The sequence below is a fragment of the Streptomyces sp. NPDC048192 genome, assembly GCF_043202415.1.
Lineage (GTDB): Bacteria > Actinomycetota > Actinomycetes > Streptomycetales > Streptomycetaceae > Streptomyces.
In genome coordinates this window covers 148,030-161,974 of record NZ_JBIDAL010000014.1, presented here as the reverse complement: position 1 = coordinate 161,974, position 13,945 = coordinate 148,030, and the positions used below count along the sequence as shown (strand labels likewise).

Below are 13,945 nucleotides of genomic sequence, written 5' to 3'. Positions count from 1 at the left end.
CCTGCGAGTCGTACGGAAGGACGTGACGGTCCAGGTGGCAGCGCACCGCAAGCCCCGGCAACGCTCGATCGGCGGCCACACGGCCCGGACGGCCGCCACCCTCGCCCTGGCCGGCGCGGCCACCGCGACGGGGTTCGACGGCACCGGACACGCCGAGCCGCAGCTGACGCCGGCGCAGGTGAAGGCCAGGGTCGACAAGCTGTACCAGGAGGCGGAGGCCGCGACCGAGAAGTACGACGGCGCCAAGGAGCAGGCGGACACCGCGCAGCGGCGGCTGAACGCGCTGCGCGACGAGACCGCGCGCAAGCAGCAGAGACTCAACACGGCCCGGGACGCGCTCGGTTCGATCGCGGCGGCGCAGTACCGAGAGGGCGGATTCTCCCCGGCCTGGCAGCTGGCCCTGTCCGGCGACCCCGACCGGTACCTGGACAACGCCGCGTTCGCCGAGCGGGCCGGTGACCGCGAGTCCGCCGCCGTGTCCCGGGTGCGCGAACAGCTCCGGGAGATCGAGCAGTTGCGCGGCGCCGCCCGCGTCGAGCTGGCGTCGCTGCGCTCCCGGCAGGCCGAACTGCGGCGGCAGAAGCAGACCGTCACCGGCAAGCTGGCGGAGGCCCGGCGGCTGCTGGCTCGGCTCACCCCGCGCGAGCGCACCGAGGTCACCGGCGGGGGCGGCGCCGCACCGGGGCGTACCTCCCGCTCGGCGTCGGACGCCCGGGACGCACTGGACCGGGCCGGGTCGGCCGCGGCGCCCAACGCGCGCGCCGCCGAGGCCATCGCCTACGCCTACGCCAAGCTCGGCAGCCCCTATGTGTGGGGCGCGGCCGGCCCGAACGCCTTCGACTGCTCGGGCCTGGTCCAGGCCGCCTACCGTTCCGCCGGCATCTCCCTGCCCCGCACCACCTACGCCCAGATCAACGCGGGCCGGCGCGTCTCCCGCTCCGAACTCCAGCCAGGAGACCTGGTGTTCTACTACTCCGGGATCAGCCACGTCGGCATCTACGTGGGCAACGGGCAGATCATCCACGCCCCGAACCCCTCGGCGCCGGTCCGGCTCGCCCCGGTCGACCTGATGCCGTTCGCGGGGGCGACCCGGGTGGCCTGAGGGCGACCCCGTAGGGGCCCGGCGAGGTCAGACCAGCCGGCGGGCCGTCGCCCAGCGGGTCAGCTCGTGCCGGTTGGACAGCTGGAGCTTGCGCAGCACCGCCGAGACATGGGACTCGACCGTCTTCACCGAGATGAACAGCTGCTTGGCGATCTCCTTGTAGGCGTAGCCGCGGGCGATCAGCCGCAGCACCTCCCGCTCTCGCTGGGTGAGGCGGTCCAGGTCCTCGTCCACGGGCGGGGCGTCGGTGGAGGCGAAGGCGTCCAGGACGAACCCGGCCAGCCGCGGGGAGAAGACGGCGTCGCCCTCCTGCACCCGGAAGATGGAGTCGACCAGGTCGGTGCCGGTGATGGTCTTGGTGACATAGCCGCGGGCGCCGCCGCGGATCACCCCGATCACGTCCTCCGCCGCGTCCGACACCGACAGCGCGAGGAAGCGCACCGGCCGCTCCGGGTCGGCCATCAACGGCGCGCACCGGCGCAGCACTTCGACGCCGCCGCCACCCGGCAGATGGACGTCGAGGAGAACCACCTCGGGCCGGGTCGCGGTGATGACCGTGACCGCCTGGTCGACGTCCGCGGCCTCTCCGACCACCTCGACGCCGGTCTCGGCGGTCTGCCCGATCTCGGCCTGGACGCCGGTGCGGAACATCCGGTGGTCGTCCACCAGCACCACCCGCACACGCCGTCCTCCCGCGCCGCCGTCGGCGGTCCCGGGGGCCTCGGGGGCTCCTGCCGTGCCGTTCGCCTCGGTCGCGTCGCTCATGACGTCTTCTCCGCCCTCTCCATCTCCAGCTCGACCTCCGTGCCGCCGCCCGGCACCGGCCGCAGCCGGGCCGTGCCGCCGTTGCGCTCCATGCGGCCGATGATCGATTCTCTGACGCCCATGCGGTCGGCGGGTATCGAGTCGAGGTCGAAGCCGGGACCCCGGTCGCGCACGGACACGAAGACCGTCCTCCCCTCGACTTCGGCATACACCTGTACGGCGCCGCCCTCGCCACCGTACTTGGCGGCGTTCACCATCGCCTCGCGCGCCGCCTGCATCTGCGCGCCGGTCCTCTCGTCCAGCGGGCAGTCGCCGACCACGACGACCTCGATGGGCACGCCGTGCTTGTCCTCCACCTCGGCGGCGTTGCGCCGCACCGCCTCGGCGACCGTGTCCGGCTCGTCGGCCTCGTCCTTGCCGGTGCCCTCCGGCTTGTACAGCCAGGTGCGCAGATCACGCTCCTGGGCGCGGGCGAGACGGCGCACCTCGTTCGCGTTGTCGGCGTTGCGCTGTATCAGGGTCAGGGTGTGCAGCACCGAGTCGTGCACATGCGCGGCGACCTCCGCGCGCTCCTGGGCGCGGATGCGCATCAGGCGTTCCTCGGAGAGGTCCTGTGTCATCCGGACCAGATAGGGGCCGGCGAGCAGGGTGATGCCGACGAGGACGGCGAGTGCGGCCTGGAGCACGGCGCCGAGGTGGGCGGCCGAGCCCTGGAGCCAGAACACGGCGGAGACGCCGGCCGTGACGAGGACGACGCCGGCGGCCGCGCGCACCAGGGTGAGGGTGCGCCGCCGGCGGCCGACCTCGACCCAGCGCGCCCGGCGGGCGTTGTCCGCCTGACGCCAGACGAGGGCGACACCGGCCGCCACGAGGACGGCGGGCAGCAGATACGCCTTGGCCGCGCTGGTCAGGTTCACGCTGCCCACGAACACGACGGACACGATGACCATGAGGAGCAGCGCGACGATCTGCCCGCGGTCCGGCTTGCGGGCCACGAGTCTGCGCCGTCCGCCGGGCACGGTCTCCGCGGCTGCCGGCGGCTTGTGGGCGCCGACGCCGCCGATGCCGAGCGGGACGAAGAACCAGAACGCCGCGTACAGCAACGCGCCCAGACCGTTGGCCATGAACAGGCCGACGAAGGCGAGCCGCACCCAGATCACGGGCAGTCCGAGATGCCCGGCGAGGCCCCGCGCCACTCCGCCGAGCCAGCGTCCGTCGCTGCTGCGGTAGAGCTTGCGCGGTGGCCGCGGGTCGTCGACTGGGAGGCTTGCGGCTTCCGGCATGCCAACGATGGTCACATGCCCGGCTGGGCCAGGCATCAGGGTCGGCCCCTAGACGCCCCTGATCTTCCTCGGGGGCGGGCCGGGGCACGTCCGCCGGGGCGGCCGGCGCTGCTCGAACGGTTCCCCTGACCGTCTCGGGGCCGATTTCAGGGTTCGCCCAGGGTCGTCCCGACTGCCGCGGCGGCGCCCGGCCCGTCACCATGGACGCATGACGGATCACGAGCACGCCGCGACGGGTCCGGGACCCGGCTCCGGCCCGCGCCCGGACCCGGGCACCGGGCCGACGGATGCCGCGTCCGCCGCGACGAGGACATCGGGAGCGGCCGGCGCCGGCCCGCGCACCGACGCACCGCAGCAGGACAGGAACAACCAGGACGAGAACAACAACGACGAGGACAAGGGAACGGGCACGGGCGCGAGGCAGGAGCGGACCGCCGCCGACGCCCCCGGGCGGTTCCGGCGCGACCGCCGGCACAAGATGATCGCGGGCGTGTGCGCGGGTCTCGGCCGGCACACGGACATGGACCCGGTGATCTTCCGGATCACTCTGGCCGTGCTGTCCGCGACCGGCGGCATCGGCCTCATCTTCTACGGCTTCGCCTGGCTGCTGGTGCCGTACGAGGACGAGGAGGAGAACGAGGTCCGCAAGCTGCTGACCGGCCGGGTCGACGGCCAGGCCCTCGCCGCCGTGCTGTTCGCCCTGGTCGGCTGCGGAATCTTCCTGACCATGCTGAGAAACGGCGGGGTGCTGGCCTTCGCCGTGGTGCTCTCCCTGCTGCTGGCGGCCGCCGGGTACTGGTCGCGGCGCCGCGGCGCCCCCGACCCCGATCCGCTCGCCGCCCAGGCCGCCGCCGACGCCCCGCCGGAGGCGCAGGCACCGCCGCCGGTCGTCGACATCTATCCCTCCTGGTGGCGGGACCCGATCGTCAAGGACGGCACGCATGTCGGCGGCACCGGATATCTGTGGGGACCCGACGACGCCCGCGCCCGGGATGTCACCTCGGTGCTCGACGTCGGCATCGCCACCCCTTGGACGCACCACGGCCACCAGGGCCCCGTACAGCCGAGGCCCCCGGCGCCCCCGAGACCGCGCGGACCGCGCTGGATAGGCGGCTGGGTGTTCCTGCTCGCCCTGGTGGCGGGCGGCCTGGGCACCGGGCTGACCTGGGACACGCACCCGCTGGGCACCAGTCTGCAGACCGGCCTGGCCTGCGCGCTGGCGGTGTTCGGCCTGGGCCTCGTGGTCAGCGCGTTCCTGGGGCGTACGGGAGCCGGGACGGTGTTCCTGGCGATCGTCACGGCGGCCCTGCTCGCCGGGACGGCCGCCCTGCCGAAGGACATCACCACCCACTGGAGAGACACCTCCTGGACTCCCTCCGCGGCGGCACAGGTACGGCCGGCGTACGACCTCGGCACCGGCCGCGGGACGCTGGACCTGAGCCGGGTGCGTCCGGGCCGGGACCGGACGGTCGCGACGGACGCCCATGTGGGCGCCGGGCAGTTGAAGGTGGTCGTCCCGGCGGACGTGACCGTGCGGATGAGCATCGAGGTGGGTGTCGGCGACATCCGGTTGCCGGGGGACAACAGGAAGGACGTGGACGTGCAGCCGCGCAGGCTCAGGAACGTGACGCTGACGCCGGCCAAGGGCGCCAAGGACACCGGCACGCTGGACCTGACGCTCAAGGTCGGTCTGGGACAGGTGGAGGTCAGCCGTGCTGCGTCATGAGTTCCAGCCCGGGAAGCTGGTCGCCGGGCTCTTCCTCACCGCCACCGGCGTGCTCTACGCGGGGGACGCGGGCGGTCTGTGGGAGACGCCGTGGTTCGCGGGGGTTCCGCTGGTCGTGGGCGGCCTGTTCCTCGCCGGTGCGACAGCGGCGGTGGCCCGGGGCATACGCAGACGGGGCGACACCGAGAGCGGGTAGGCGCTCGGCCCGGGGTGCGAGGTCGGCGGCGGTGCAGGGCGCCGGGCCGTGACGGGGGCACCGTGACGGCGAGCGCCCCGGAGCGCAGGCGCACGGCGGCATGCGGCCGCCGCCGCGGCGAGGTAGCGAGGTGCGGCTCAGGGCGGCGCCGCGCCCCCTGCCGCACGGGTCCGCTCCGGCGGCCGGCACCGGCGAGCGGGCCATGGGCCCGGCGTCGTGAGGAGCGGGCGGCGTGTCCGGTGCGGGGGCGACGGGGCCGGGTCGGCAGGCCGTCGGCTGTCAGTAGCCGCCCAGATGCCGCCGGCGGCGGGCGCGCAGGGCCGCGTCCACCGAGAGATAGGGGGCACCGGCGAGGATCAGAGGGATCCAGGCCATGAAATAGGCGAGGTCGTTGCCGTAGTAGTAGGGGGTCGTCGCCCAGCTGACCGTCATCCACAGGCTGAACGAGATCAGCGCTCCGCCGAGCGCCGACAGCCGGCCGAGCAGACCGAGCAGCGTGCCGATGCCGACAGCCAGTTCACCGAGGGCGATGGCGTACCCGAAGCCGACCGGGGCCTTCAGGGCCAGGTCGACCAGGGCCGGGATGGCGGCGGAGTCACGGGCCGAGCGCATGGTGTCGCCGATGGATCCGGCGCCGCCGGACTGCAGGAAGGAGCTGCTGGTGAGTTTGTCCAGACTGGCGTAGATGAAGGTGACGCCGAGGAAGATCCGCAGCGGAAGCAGCGCGTAGTGGGTGGCCGTGTCCCGCACACCGCGGCCGTTCAGCCGGTCCATGTCGGTGTCCGTCCGCATACCGTGAGTCATCGTCGCCCGCCGCCTCTCGCCCGCCGTGCCGCCCCTTCTTTGACGATACGTACGACGACGCGGCGCAGTTCAATCCGAACCCAGGCGTTTTTCCGGATATCGGCTCCTCAGAGGAGGCGCCGAACGGAGAAGGGAGGCAGCGGACACCGCTTCCGTCACCCAGCCGCCCCGCTCACTCCATCACTCCGGTCACCTCGTCACCCCGGTCACCCCGTCACCCCGGCGGTCGCCCCGGTCACCCCTCACTCCGTCACCTGGACGACGCACCGATTGCTGGCCACCCCCGCCGCCGTGACGACCTGTACCTCCACGGCGCCCGGTTCGACCTCGGCGGGGACGGGGACGGTGAGGACGGTGTCGGTGGGATTGCGGAAGCCGCCGGTGACGGGGACCAGGGGGACATGGACGTCGACGGTGCCGATGCGGACCACCATGCGGGAGAGCCGGTCGGCGGTGTGGGCGCCGGGCGGCACGAAACCGGCGCCGCGGATCTCGATGTCGTCGCCGGTGCGGATGGGCCCGTCCAGGTCGCCGGGTTCGCGGGCGCGCACGACGGAGAGGACGACCGGGCGGCCGCCCTCGGCGTACTTGCCGGCCAGATAGGTCGCGGCCGAGATCAGCATCACCACGGCCGGCCCCCAGGGCAGGTCGGGCAGCTGGTCGGGGCGGCGGGCCAGCCGTACGGCGGCGAACAGCAGGGCGACGGCGCTGATCGCGACGTACTGGATGTCGGTGAAGGCGCCCCGGCCGGAGTCGTCGGTGAGCAGGTCGGCGGCGCGCGGCCGGTGTGCCGGGAGCTTCTGCAGCCGCTGGGCCTGGATGCGCAGGCCGACCACCCGGCGGACCACGACGGCGATGCCGCACACCACGGCGAGGACGGTCACGACGCCCGCGCCGCGCGCGAGGCCGAGGCCCGCGATCAGCGCGTCGCGTTCGGCGTGGCCGGAGGCGGCGGCCAGCCGGGCGGCCAGGAGCAGGACGGCGTAGCCGACGAACAGCACCCAGCAGGCGGCGACGGTACGGGAGGTGGACATGCGGTTGTCCTCGCCGATCACCGGGGCCAGCGCCCCGCCACGGGCCCGGTGGAACCAGGAGGCGGCAGTGAGCACACAGGCGACGACGAGCGCGGCGGCCAGAGCCGCGGTGCGGGCACCCGACCAGCCGGCGCCGGCCGCGGTGAGCACCTCGCCGAGCAGCAGCGCGAGAACGGCTCCCCACACGACGTACACCGTGCGCAGCCACAGCCGGGCGAGCCAGGCCTCGCCCTGGGCGCGGCCGCGTTCGGCGACGGTCTCCGCGCGCTGGGTCAGTTCCTCGGAGACCCACTGGCGGGATGCCGAGGCCGAGTGCGCCACCGCCGCGGGCAGGCCCTGCCCGGCTGCGAACTCGTCGCGTCGGCGCAGGAACGCGGCGACGGCCCGCCGATGTCCCTCACGGACGCCGTGCGGACAGTCCCCGCAGGTGCAGCCGCCCTCGTGGACACCCTCGGTGTCCATGCCCTGTCTCGCGTCCTGCACCGCCACGACCGGCGCCCGCCTTCCCCACAACCGTCCGGCACGGCCGGCGGCCCCTCGGTGGAGGGTCCAGCCGCCCGTGCGACTCCCCTGCGCTGAGAGCGCATTGTGCCCTACGGCGGGGCGCCCACGGCGTCCGGGCCGGGTCACGGCGGGTGAAGTGCGGGCCGCGGTGTTGACCCGGCTGCGAGAACTTCCGGTACTGCCGAGATCATCCAGCCGGACGGGGCACGGGCCTTCGACGCACGGACCCTCGACGGCTCCCGGGTGCGGGCCGGCGGGGTTCAGCTGAGCAGGTCCGGTTCGCTGCGGCTGATGTCCTGCCACAGGGGCTGGTAGTTGATCCAGGCCACCAGGTCGCCGCCGAGTTGTTCCCGGGTGGCGACGGCCAGCCTGTGGTCGATGAGGACGGGGCGGCCGGCCGCCTTCGCCGTCAGCTGGACCTGGCAGGAGCGCTCCATGGACAGGAACCACCAGGCGGCGGCGTCCACCGAGTCGCCGACGGTGAGCAGCCCGTGGTTGCGCAGCACGAGCGCCTTGCGCGAGCCGAGCGCCCCGGCGATCCGGCGGCCCTCCTCGACGTCGACGGTGACGCCGGAGTAGGCGTCGTAGAGGGCCACGTCCTCGTAGAAGGCGCAGCTCTCCTGGGTGATGGGGTCGATCAGCTCGCCGAGGGCGGCGAGGGCGCGGCCGTGCACGGAGTGGCAGTGGGCGACGGCGACGACGTCCGGGCGTGCGGCGTGCACCTGGGCGTGCACGGTGAAGGCGGCCTGGTTGATGTGGTAGCGGCCCTCGACGACCTGCCCGTCCTGGTTGGCGAGGACGAGATCGCTGACGGTGACGTGCCGGAACGGCATGCCGAACGGGTTGACCCAGAAGCAGTCGGAGAACTCCGGGTCGCGGGCGGTGATGTGCCCGGAGACCCCGTCCTCGAGCCCGGCGCGCCCGAAGATCCGCAGGGCGCCGGCGAGCCGCTCCTTGCGGTGCCGTCGCTCGTCCTCGACCGACTCGAACATCGGCGGCATGGCGAACCGCAGCTGGTCGGTGGGCAGCGGCAGGGGCGGGTTGGGCCCGTGCATAGGTCCTCCAGCGCTGGGATTGCTGTACGCGCCGGAAGTTACCGTCGGTCAGCGCGAAAGGGCAGGTCTCTTTTGTAAAGATGACGTACGCGACGAATACACGACAGAGGATGTCCGGTTTGCTGTGGACACTGCTCCCATGATTCCTGCGAACTGGGCGTTCTTCACCACCGCCGAACCCGAGCTGGCCACGCTCGTCGAGCAGCGCTTCCGCGCGTTCCGCCACCATGTCCTCGCCACCCTCCGCAAGGACGGCTCGCCGCGCACCAGCGGCCTCGAGGCCGACTTCCGCGACGGCGAGCTGTGGCTCGGCATGATGCCGGACTCGCTCAAGGCCCTCGACCTGCGCCGCGATCCGCGCTTCGCACTGCAGGCGAATCCGGGCGAGGGCACCGACATGGGCGGCGGTGACGTGCGCATCGCGGGGCGGGTGCACGAGGTCGAGGGCGAGCGGAAGTCCCGTTACGCGAAAGAGGTGGAACCGCCGGAGCCGTTCCACCTCTTCCGTGCCGAGCTGACGGAGGTCGTGCGGACCCGCGTCGAGGACGACCGGTATCTGGTCGTCCAGGTCTGGACGCCCGGCGAGCCCCTGCGCACGATCAGGCGCACCTGATCACACGCGCCCGGGGCCTACTCCCACTCGATGGTCCCCGGCGGCTTGGAGGTCACGTCGAGGACGACGCGGTTGACGTCCCGGACCTCGTTGGTGATCCGGGTCGAGATGCGGGCCAGGACGTCGTACGGCAGCCGGGACCAGTCGGCGGTCATGGCGTCCTCGGAGGACACCGGGCGCAGCACGATCGGGTGGCCGTAGGTACGGCCGTCGCCCTGGACTCCGACCGAGCGGACGTCGGCGAGCAGGACCACCGGGCACTGCCAGATGTCCCGGTCGAGGCCGGCCGCGGTCAGCTCCTCGCGGGCGATCGCGTCGGCCTCCCGCAGCAGGTCCAGGCGCTCCTTGGTGACCTCGCCGACGATGCGGATGCCGAGACCCGGGCCCGGGAACGGCTGGCGCTGGACGATCTCCTCCGGCAGGCCCAGCTCCTGGCCGACCATCCGGACCTCGTCCTTGAACAGCTTGCGCAGCGGCTCGATCAGCTTGAACTCGAGGTCCTCGGGCAGGCCGCCGACGTTGTGGTGCGACTTGATGTTGGCGGTGCCGGTGCCGCCGCCGGACTCGACCACGTCCGGGTAGAGGGTGCCCTGGACCAGGAACTCCACGGCCGGCCCCTCGTCGGCGATGATGTCCGCCTGCGCCTGCTCGAAGACGCGGATGAACTCACGGCCGATGATCTTGCGCTTCTCCTCGGGGTCCGAGACGCCCTTGAGGGCGGTCAGGAAGCGCTCCTCGGCATCCACGACGACCAGCTTGACGCCGGTCGCGGCCACGAAGTCCTTCTCGACCTGCTCGGTCTCGCCCTTGCGCATCAGGCCGTGGTCGACGTACACGCAGGTCAGCTGGTCGCCGATGGCGCGCGCCACGAGCGCGGCGGCCACGGCGGAGTCCACGCCGCCGGACAGGCCGCAGATCGCGCGCTTGTCGCCGACCTGCGCGCGGATGGCCTCGACCTGCTCCTCGATCACGTTGCCGGTGGTCCAGGTCGGCTTCAGGCCCGCGCCGCGGTACAGGAAGTGCTCCAGCACCTGCTGGCCGTGCGTGGAGTGCATGACCTCGGGGTGGTACTGGACGCCGTACAGCTTCTTCTCGTCGTTCTCGAAGGCGGCGACCGGGACGACGTCCGTGGACGCGGTGACGGTGAAGCCCCCGGGGGCGGCGGAGCAGGCGTCGCCGTGCGACATCCACACGTGCTGCTCGTCCGGGGTGCCCTCGAAGAGGGTGGAGGACGTCTTGGAGACGTGCAGGTCGGTACGGCCGTACTCGCGGGCCCCGGTGTTGTCGACCGTGCCGCCGAGGACCTGCGCCATCAGCTGGAAGCCGTAGCACATGCCGAACACGGGGACGCCGGCCTCGAAGAGCTCGCGGTCGAGGCGGGGGGCGCCCTCCTCGTACACGGACGAGGGGCCGCCGGAGAGGATGATCGCCGCGGGCTTCCTGGCGAGCATCTCCTTCACCGGCATGGTGCTCGGCACGATCTCGCTGTAGACCCGCGCCTCGCGGACGCGACGGGCGATGAGCTGGGCGTACTGCGCGCCGAAGTCGACGACCAGGACGGTGTCCGGGGTGGCGGCAGTGGGAGTCGCTGATGACACGGGGTGCCTTCTGGTGGTCGGGCGGGGGTCTGTGCTAACGAGTTTAGCGGGGTGGCCGGGGAAGCCTTTCCCTGGACTTGGCACCGGCCCGGACGCCGGGGGTGCGGGCCACGGCACCGGCCCGGAAGCCCGGAGCGCGCCGCCAGGGCCACGGCACCGGCCCGGACATCGCCGTGGCATACTGGGCCCATGCTTCAGCACACGACCTTCGTCTTTACCTATGGCAACCGGCCCGCCGGCTGCCATGGTCGTGCTGCTTGAGCGAACAGCCGAGCGACTTCCCAGGCGCCCCGGGCCGACAAGGCCCGGGGCGCCTGTCGTTTCCGGGTCCTGCCGTTCCGGGGCGTCCCCGCCACCTTCACCAGGAGCCCCGACATGACCACCACGACCCCGGAAGAGACCACCACTCCGGAGCAGACCATCGCCGGCGCCCGTGAGCGCATCGACGTGCTCGACGACCGGATCATCGGCCTCATCCAGGAGCGGATGGCCGTCTCCGCCGTCGTCCAGCAGACCCGCATCGCCGCCGGCGGACGCCGGGTGAACCTCTCCCGCGAGATGGAGATCCTCGGCCGCTACCGGGAGGCCCTGGGCAAGCCGGGCACGACCCTCGCCATGACTCTGCTGGAGCTGTGCCGGGGCCGCGTCTGAACCGGGCCGCCGCCGCGTCCGGGCGGCATCGCCGCCGCATCGCAGCCGCATCCGGGTCGTACCCGAGTTCGAGCGCCGCCTCACCCGTACGGCGCGTGACCGGCCCCCGCGGCGCTTCGTTGAGCGGGGTGTCCGTGCCAGCCAGGGGCGGGCCCGACAGAACCACGCGTGGCTCGCTGGAGCGATGAGGCGTACGGGTCGTGCCGTACGCCGTGGGACCTCGCTCCAGGGAAGTGACCGGACGGCAGGGGACAGCAGCCCGGTCACCCAGAGAACGGCCGGCTCCGGGGACGCCCGGGGCCGGCCGGCGGAAAACCGCACAGACGCACCAGTACCGGGTCACCCGCCGGGTCCCCGCGCCGGCCACGGCACTGCTGCACCGTCCGCCTCCCCGGGGGCGGGACCAATGAACCAGCGGCGCTTCCCCCCGGCGCCGCTCCCCGAGGCACCGGCGCTGCCCTGACGCCGGTGCTGACCAACAGAAGGGCCCCGCGGTCTCTCCGTCCCGCGGGGCCCTTCGTCATGCCGGGCCGGCGGTCGACCCGTGTGCCTGTGACTCACGCCACACGAATATTCCGTGCGCCGGGGCAACCCTTGGCGGCCCTCGCCGATCAAACCTGCCGAATCAACAATTCGGCCGGATCCCGAGCGAGACCGGGCCGGATCGACAGACCGGCGAGAGGGACCTGCTTTCGGAGGGGGATGCAGGTCCCTCTGCCTCTTCTGCCTCTTCTGCCTCTTCTGCGCTCCTCGTCACCGCTTCACTTCTTCGGTGATGCGGCTCCTCACTTCTTCGGCGGTACGGCCGGCATCCCCAGGAACGGCAGCCGCAGCGCGCCGAACGCCTCCGCGGGAACCGCCGGGGCCTGCGGCTCCACCGGCTTCAGCCGCTCGTACGCCGCGCCCTGCACCGGCCGCGGGTCCTCCTCCCCCTTGTTCGGCCAGAAGGACATCGCGCGCTCGGCCTGCGCGGTGATCGTCAGCGACGGGTTCACGCCCAGGTTCGCCGAGACGGCGGCGCCGTCCACGACGGAGATGCCGGGGTGGCCGTACAGCCGGTGGTACGGGTCGATCACGCCGGTCTCCGGGGAGTCGCCGATGGGGCAGCCGCCGAGGAAGTGCGCGGTGAGCGGGGTGCCCATCAGCTCGCCGACGTTGCTGCCGGCGAAGCCGTTGATCTCGGCGGCCAGCGCGGAGGCGGCCTCGGTCGCGGCCTTGATCTGCTTGGGGTTCGGGGCGCCGTGGCCCTGGCGGGCGGTCAGCAGGCCCTTGCCGACGCCGGCCGGCTTCAGGTACGTCGTGAGGGAGTTGTCCAGCGACTGCATGACCAGGCCGATGATGGTCCGCTCGGACCAGCGCCGGTTGGACAGCGAGCGCAGGACCAGCATCGGGTGCCGGGCCGCGTTCGCCAGCCAGGCCAGCGCGCGGGAGGAGCCCTCGGCGTAGGGCACCTGGAGGATCGACAGACCGCCCATGGAGTTCGAGCCCTTGCCGTAGCGGACCGGCTCGATGTGGGTGTTCTCGTCGGGGTGGATGGACGACGTGATCGCGACGCCGCGCGTGAAGTCGGCCCGCGGCTCGCCGGTCGCCTTGCGGTAGCGGCGGTTGTCGGTCTGCGCGCCGACCAGCGCCTCGGAGTTGGTGCGGGTCAGGTCGCCGAGCCGCGGGGACAGGTACGGCAGCTGGCCGCCCGCCTTCATCCGGTGCAGCAGGGTCTGCGTGCCGTAGGTGCCGGCCGCGAGGACGACCCGGCGGGCGGTGAAGAGCCGGCCCTCGCCCTTCTTCTTCCGGTCCGTCGGCAGGGTCGCCACCGCGTACCCGCCCCGCGAGTCGTCCGTGACGGACACCACCGTCGTCATGGGGTGGACCACCGCGCCCGCCTTCTCGGCGAGGTAGAGGTAGTTCTCGTTCAGGGTGTTCTTCGCGCCGTGCCGGCAGCCGGTCATGCACTCGCCGCACTCGGTGCAGGCGTTGCGGGCCGGGCCCGCGCCGCCGAAGTACGGGTCGTTCACCTGCTCGCCGGGCCGGGCCTTCGCCTTGCCGTCCGCGTCCTTGCCGTCGCCGAAGAAGACGCCGACCGGGGCGAGATGGAAGGTGTCGCCGACGCCCATCCGCTCGGCCGCCGCCTTCAGATGCACGTCGGAGGGTGTCATCGTCGGGTTGATCCGGACCCCGAGCATGCGCTGGGCCTGGTCGTAGTACGGCTTCAGCTCCTCCTGCCAGTCGGTGATGCCGCGCCACTGGGGGTCGTCGAAGAAGGCCTTCGGCGGGACGTAGAGGGTGTTGGCGTAGTTGAGCGAGCCGCCGCCGACGCCCGCGCCGGCCAGCACCATCACGTTGCCCAGCAGATGGATGCGCTGGATGCCGAACATGCCGAGCTTCGGGGCCCACAGGTAGTTCTTCAGGTCCCACGAGTTCTTCGGCAGGGAGTCGCGGGTGAAACGGCGGCCCGCTTCGAGCACGCCGACCCGGTATCCCTTCTCGGTCAGGCGCAGGGCGGACACCGAACCGCCGAACCCCGAACCGACCACGATGACGTCGTAGTCGTACCCGTCCTCGTCCCGGGTCTGGACAGACTTCTCCTGCGACACGTGCTCTCCTCGTTGAGAACGGG

12 protein-coding genes are annotated in these 13,945 nt (G+C 72.6%); 5 read left to right on the top strand and 7 right to left on the bottom strand.

Annotation, left to right across the window (positions count from 1 at the left end; genetic code table 11):
• The first annotated feature begins 34 nt into the window (after positions 1 to 34).
• Entirely contained in the window at positions 35 to 1,102 is a 1,068-nt protein-coding gene (locus ACGFZN_RS28740; protein WP_393861368.1) for an NlpC/P60 family protein, read from the top strand.
• A gap of 27 nt (positions 1,103 to 1,129) precedes the next feature.
• On the opposite strand, the gene ACGFZN_RS28735 is transcribed toward ACGFZN_RS28740, so the two are convergent.
• The gene (locus tag ACGFZN_RS28735) at positions 1,130 to 1,867 is read right to left on the bottom strand and encodes a LuxR C-terminal-related transcriptional regulator (RefSeq protein WP_393861367.1); all 738 of its coding nucleotides are present in this window, start codon (positions 1,865 to 1,867) and stop codon (positions 1,130 to 1,132) included.
• On the bottom strand, positions 1,864 to 3,186 hold the full coding sequence (locus ACGFZN_RS28730) for a PspC domain-containing protein (RefSeq protein ID WP_393861366.1): 1,323 nt from the start codon (positions 3,184 to 3,186) through the stop codon (positions 1,864 to 1,866). The genes ACGFZN_RS28735 and ACGFZN_RS28730 overlap by 4 nt, the downstream gene beginning before the upstream one ends.
• 172 nt (positions 3,187 to 3,358) lie before the next feature.
• Here ACGFZN_RS28730 and ACGFZN_RS28725 point away from each other — a divergent pair, with 172 nt between their 5' ends.
• Both ACGFZN_RS28725 and ACGFZN_RS28720 read left to right on the top strand, forming a co-directional pair.
• Entirely contained in the window at positions 3,359 to 4,876 is a 1,518-nt protein-coding gene (locus ACGFZN_RS28725; RefSeq protein WP_393861365.1) for a PspC domain-containing protein, read from the top strand.
• Positions 4,863 to 5,072 (top strand): hypothetical protein, encoded by a 210-nt coding sequence (locus ACGFZN_RS28720; RefSeq protein ID WP_393861364.1) that lies wholly within the window; start codon positions 4,863 to 4,865, stop codon positions 5,070 to 5,072. Before ACGFZN_RS28725 ends, ACGFZN_RS28720 begins: the two co-directional genes overlap by 14 nt.
• 279 nt (positions 5,073 to 5,351) lie before the next feature.
• Here ACGFZN_RS28720 and ACGFZN_RS28715 read toward each other — a convergent pair whose 3' ends face one another.
• The 3 genes from ACGFZN_RS28715 to ACGFZN_RS28705 form a co-directional block, all read right to left on the bottom strand.
• Positions 5,352 to 5,876 (bottom strand): TQO small subunit DoxD, encoded by a 525-nt coding sequence (locus ACGFZN_RS28715; protein ID WP_393861363.1) that lies wholly within the window; start codon positions 5,874 to 5,876, stop codon positions 5,352 to 5,354.
• A gap of 242 nt (positions 5,877 to 6,118) precedes the next feature.
• A complete protein-coding gene (locus tag ACGFZN_RS28710; protein WP_393861362.1) occupies positions 6,119 to 7,399 on the bottom strand; it encodes a hypothetical protein in 1,281 nt (426 codons plus the stop codon).
• Between the two features lie 275 nt (positions 7,400 to 7,674).
• A complete protein-coding gene (locus tag ACGFZN_RS28705) occupies positions 7,675 to 8,469 on the bottom strand; it encodes a class II aldolase/adducin family protein (protein ID WP_393861361.1) in 795 nt (264 codons plus the stop codon).
• A gap of 139 nt (positions 8,470 to 8,608) precedes the next feature.
• On the opposite strand from ACGFZN_RS28705, the gene ACGFZN_RS28700 reads away from it, so the two are divergent.
• Positions 8,609 to 9,082 carry a pyridoxamine 5'-phosphate oxidase family protein gene (locus ACGFZN_RS28700; RefSeq protein ID WP_393861360.1) on the top strand — a complete coding sequence of 158 codons (474 nt, stop codon included), beginning with the start codon at positions 8,609 to 8,611 and terminating at the stop codon, positions 9,080 to 9,082.
• 17 nt (positions 9,083 to 9,099) lie between these two features.
• Here ACGFZN_RS28700 and guaA read toward each other — a convergent pair whose 3' ends face one another.
• Complete coding sequence (gene guaA, locus ACGFZN_RS28695; RefSeq protein WP_393861359.1) at positions 9,100 to 10,680, bottom strand: glutamine-hydrolyzing GMP synthase; 1,581 nt, start codon at positions 10,678 to 10,680, stop codon at positions 9,100 to 9,102.
• A gap of 375 nt (positions 10,681 to 11,055) precedes the next feature.
• Here guaA and ACGFZN_RS28690 point away from each other — a divergent pair, with 375 nt between their 5' ends.
• Entirely contained in the window at positions 11,056 to 11,331 is a 276-nt protein-coding gene (locus ACGFZN_RS28690) for a chorismate mutase (protein WP_393861358.1), read from the top strand.
• A gap of 785 nt (positions 11,332 to 12,116) precedes the next feature.
• Here the strand turns inward: ACGFZN_RS28690 and ACGFZN_RS28685 are convergent.
• Positions 12,117 to 13,922, bottom strand: coding sequence for a GMC family oxidoreductase N-terminal domain-containing protein (locus ACGFZN_RS28685; protein ID WP_393861357.1), 1,806 nt, complete (start codon positions 13,920 to 13,922; stop codon positions 12,117 to 12,119).
• Positions 13,923 to 13,945 lie beyond the last annotated feature (23 nt).

Coding starts and splice junctions, on each gene's coding strand:
- ACGFZN_RS28715 (WP_393861363.1), bottom strand. CDS start 5,876: ATGACTCACGGTATGCGGACGGACACCGACATGGACCGGCTGAACGGC.
- ACGFZN_RS28705 (WP_393861361.1), bottom strand. CDS start 8,469: ATGCACGGGCCCAACCCGCCCCTGCCGCTGCCCACCGACCAGCTGCGG.
- ACGFZN_RS28735 (WP_393861367.1), bottom strand. CDS start 1,867: ATGAGCGACGCGACCGAGGCGAACGGCACGGCAGGAGCCCCCGAGGCC.
- ACGFZN_RS28730 (WP_393861366.1), bottom strand. CDS start 3,186: ATGCCTGGCCCAGCCGGGCATGTGACCATCGTTGGCATGCCGGAAGCC.
- ACGFZN_RS28700 (WP_393861360.1), top strand. CDS start 8,609: ATGATTCCTGCGAACTGGGCGTTCTTCACCACCGCCGAACCCGAGCTG.
- ACGFZN_RS28725 (WP_393861365.1), top strand. CDS start 3,359: ATGACGGATCACGAGCACGCCGCGACGGGTCCGGGACCCGGCTCCGGC.
- ACGFZN_RS28690 (WP_393861358.1), top strand. CDS start 11,056: ATGACCACCACGACCCCGGAAGAGACCACCACTCCGGAGCAGACCATC.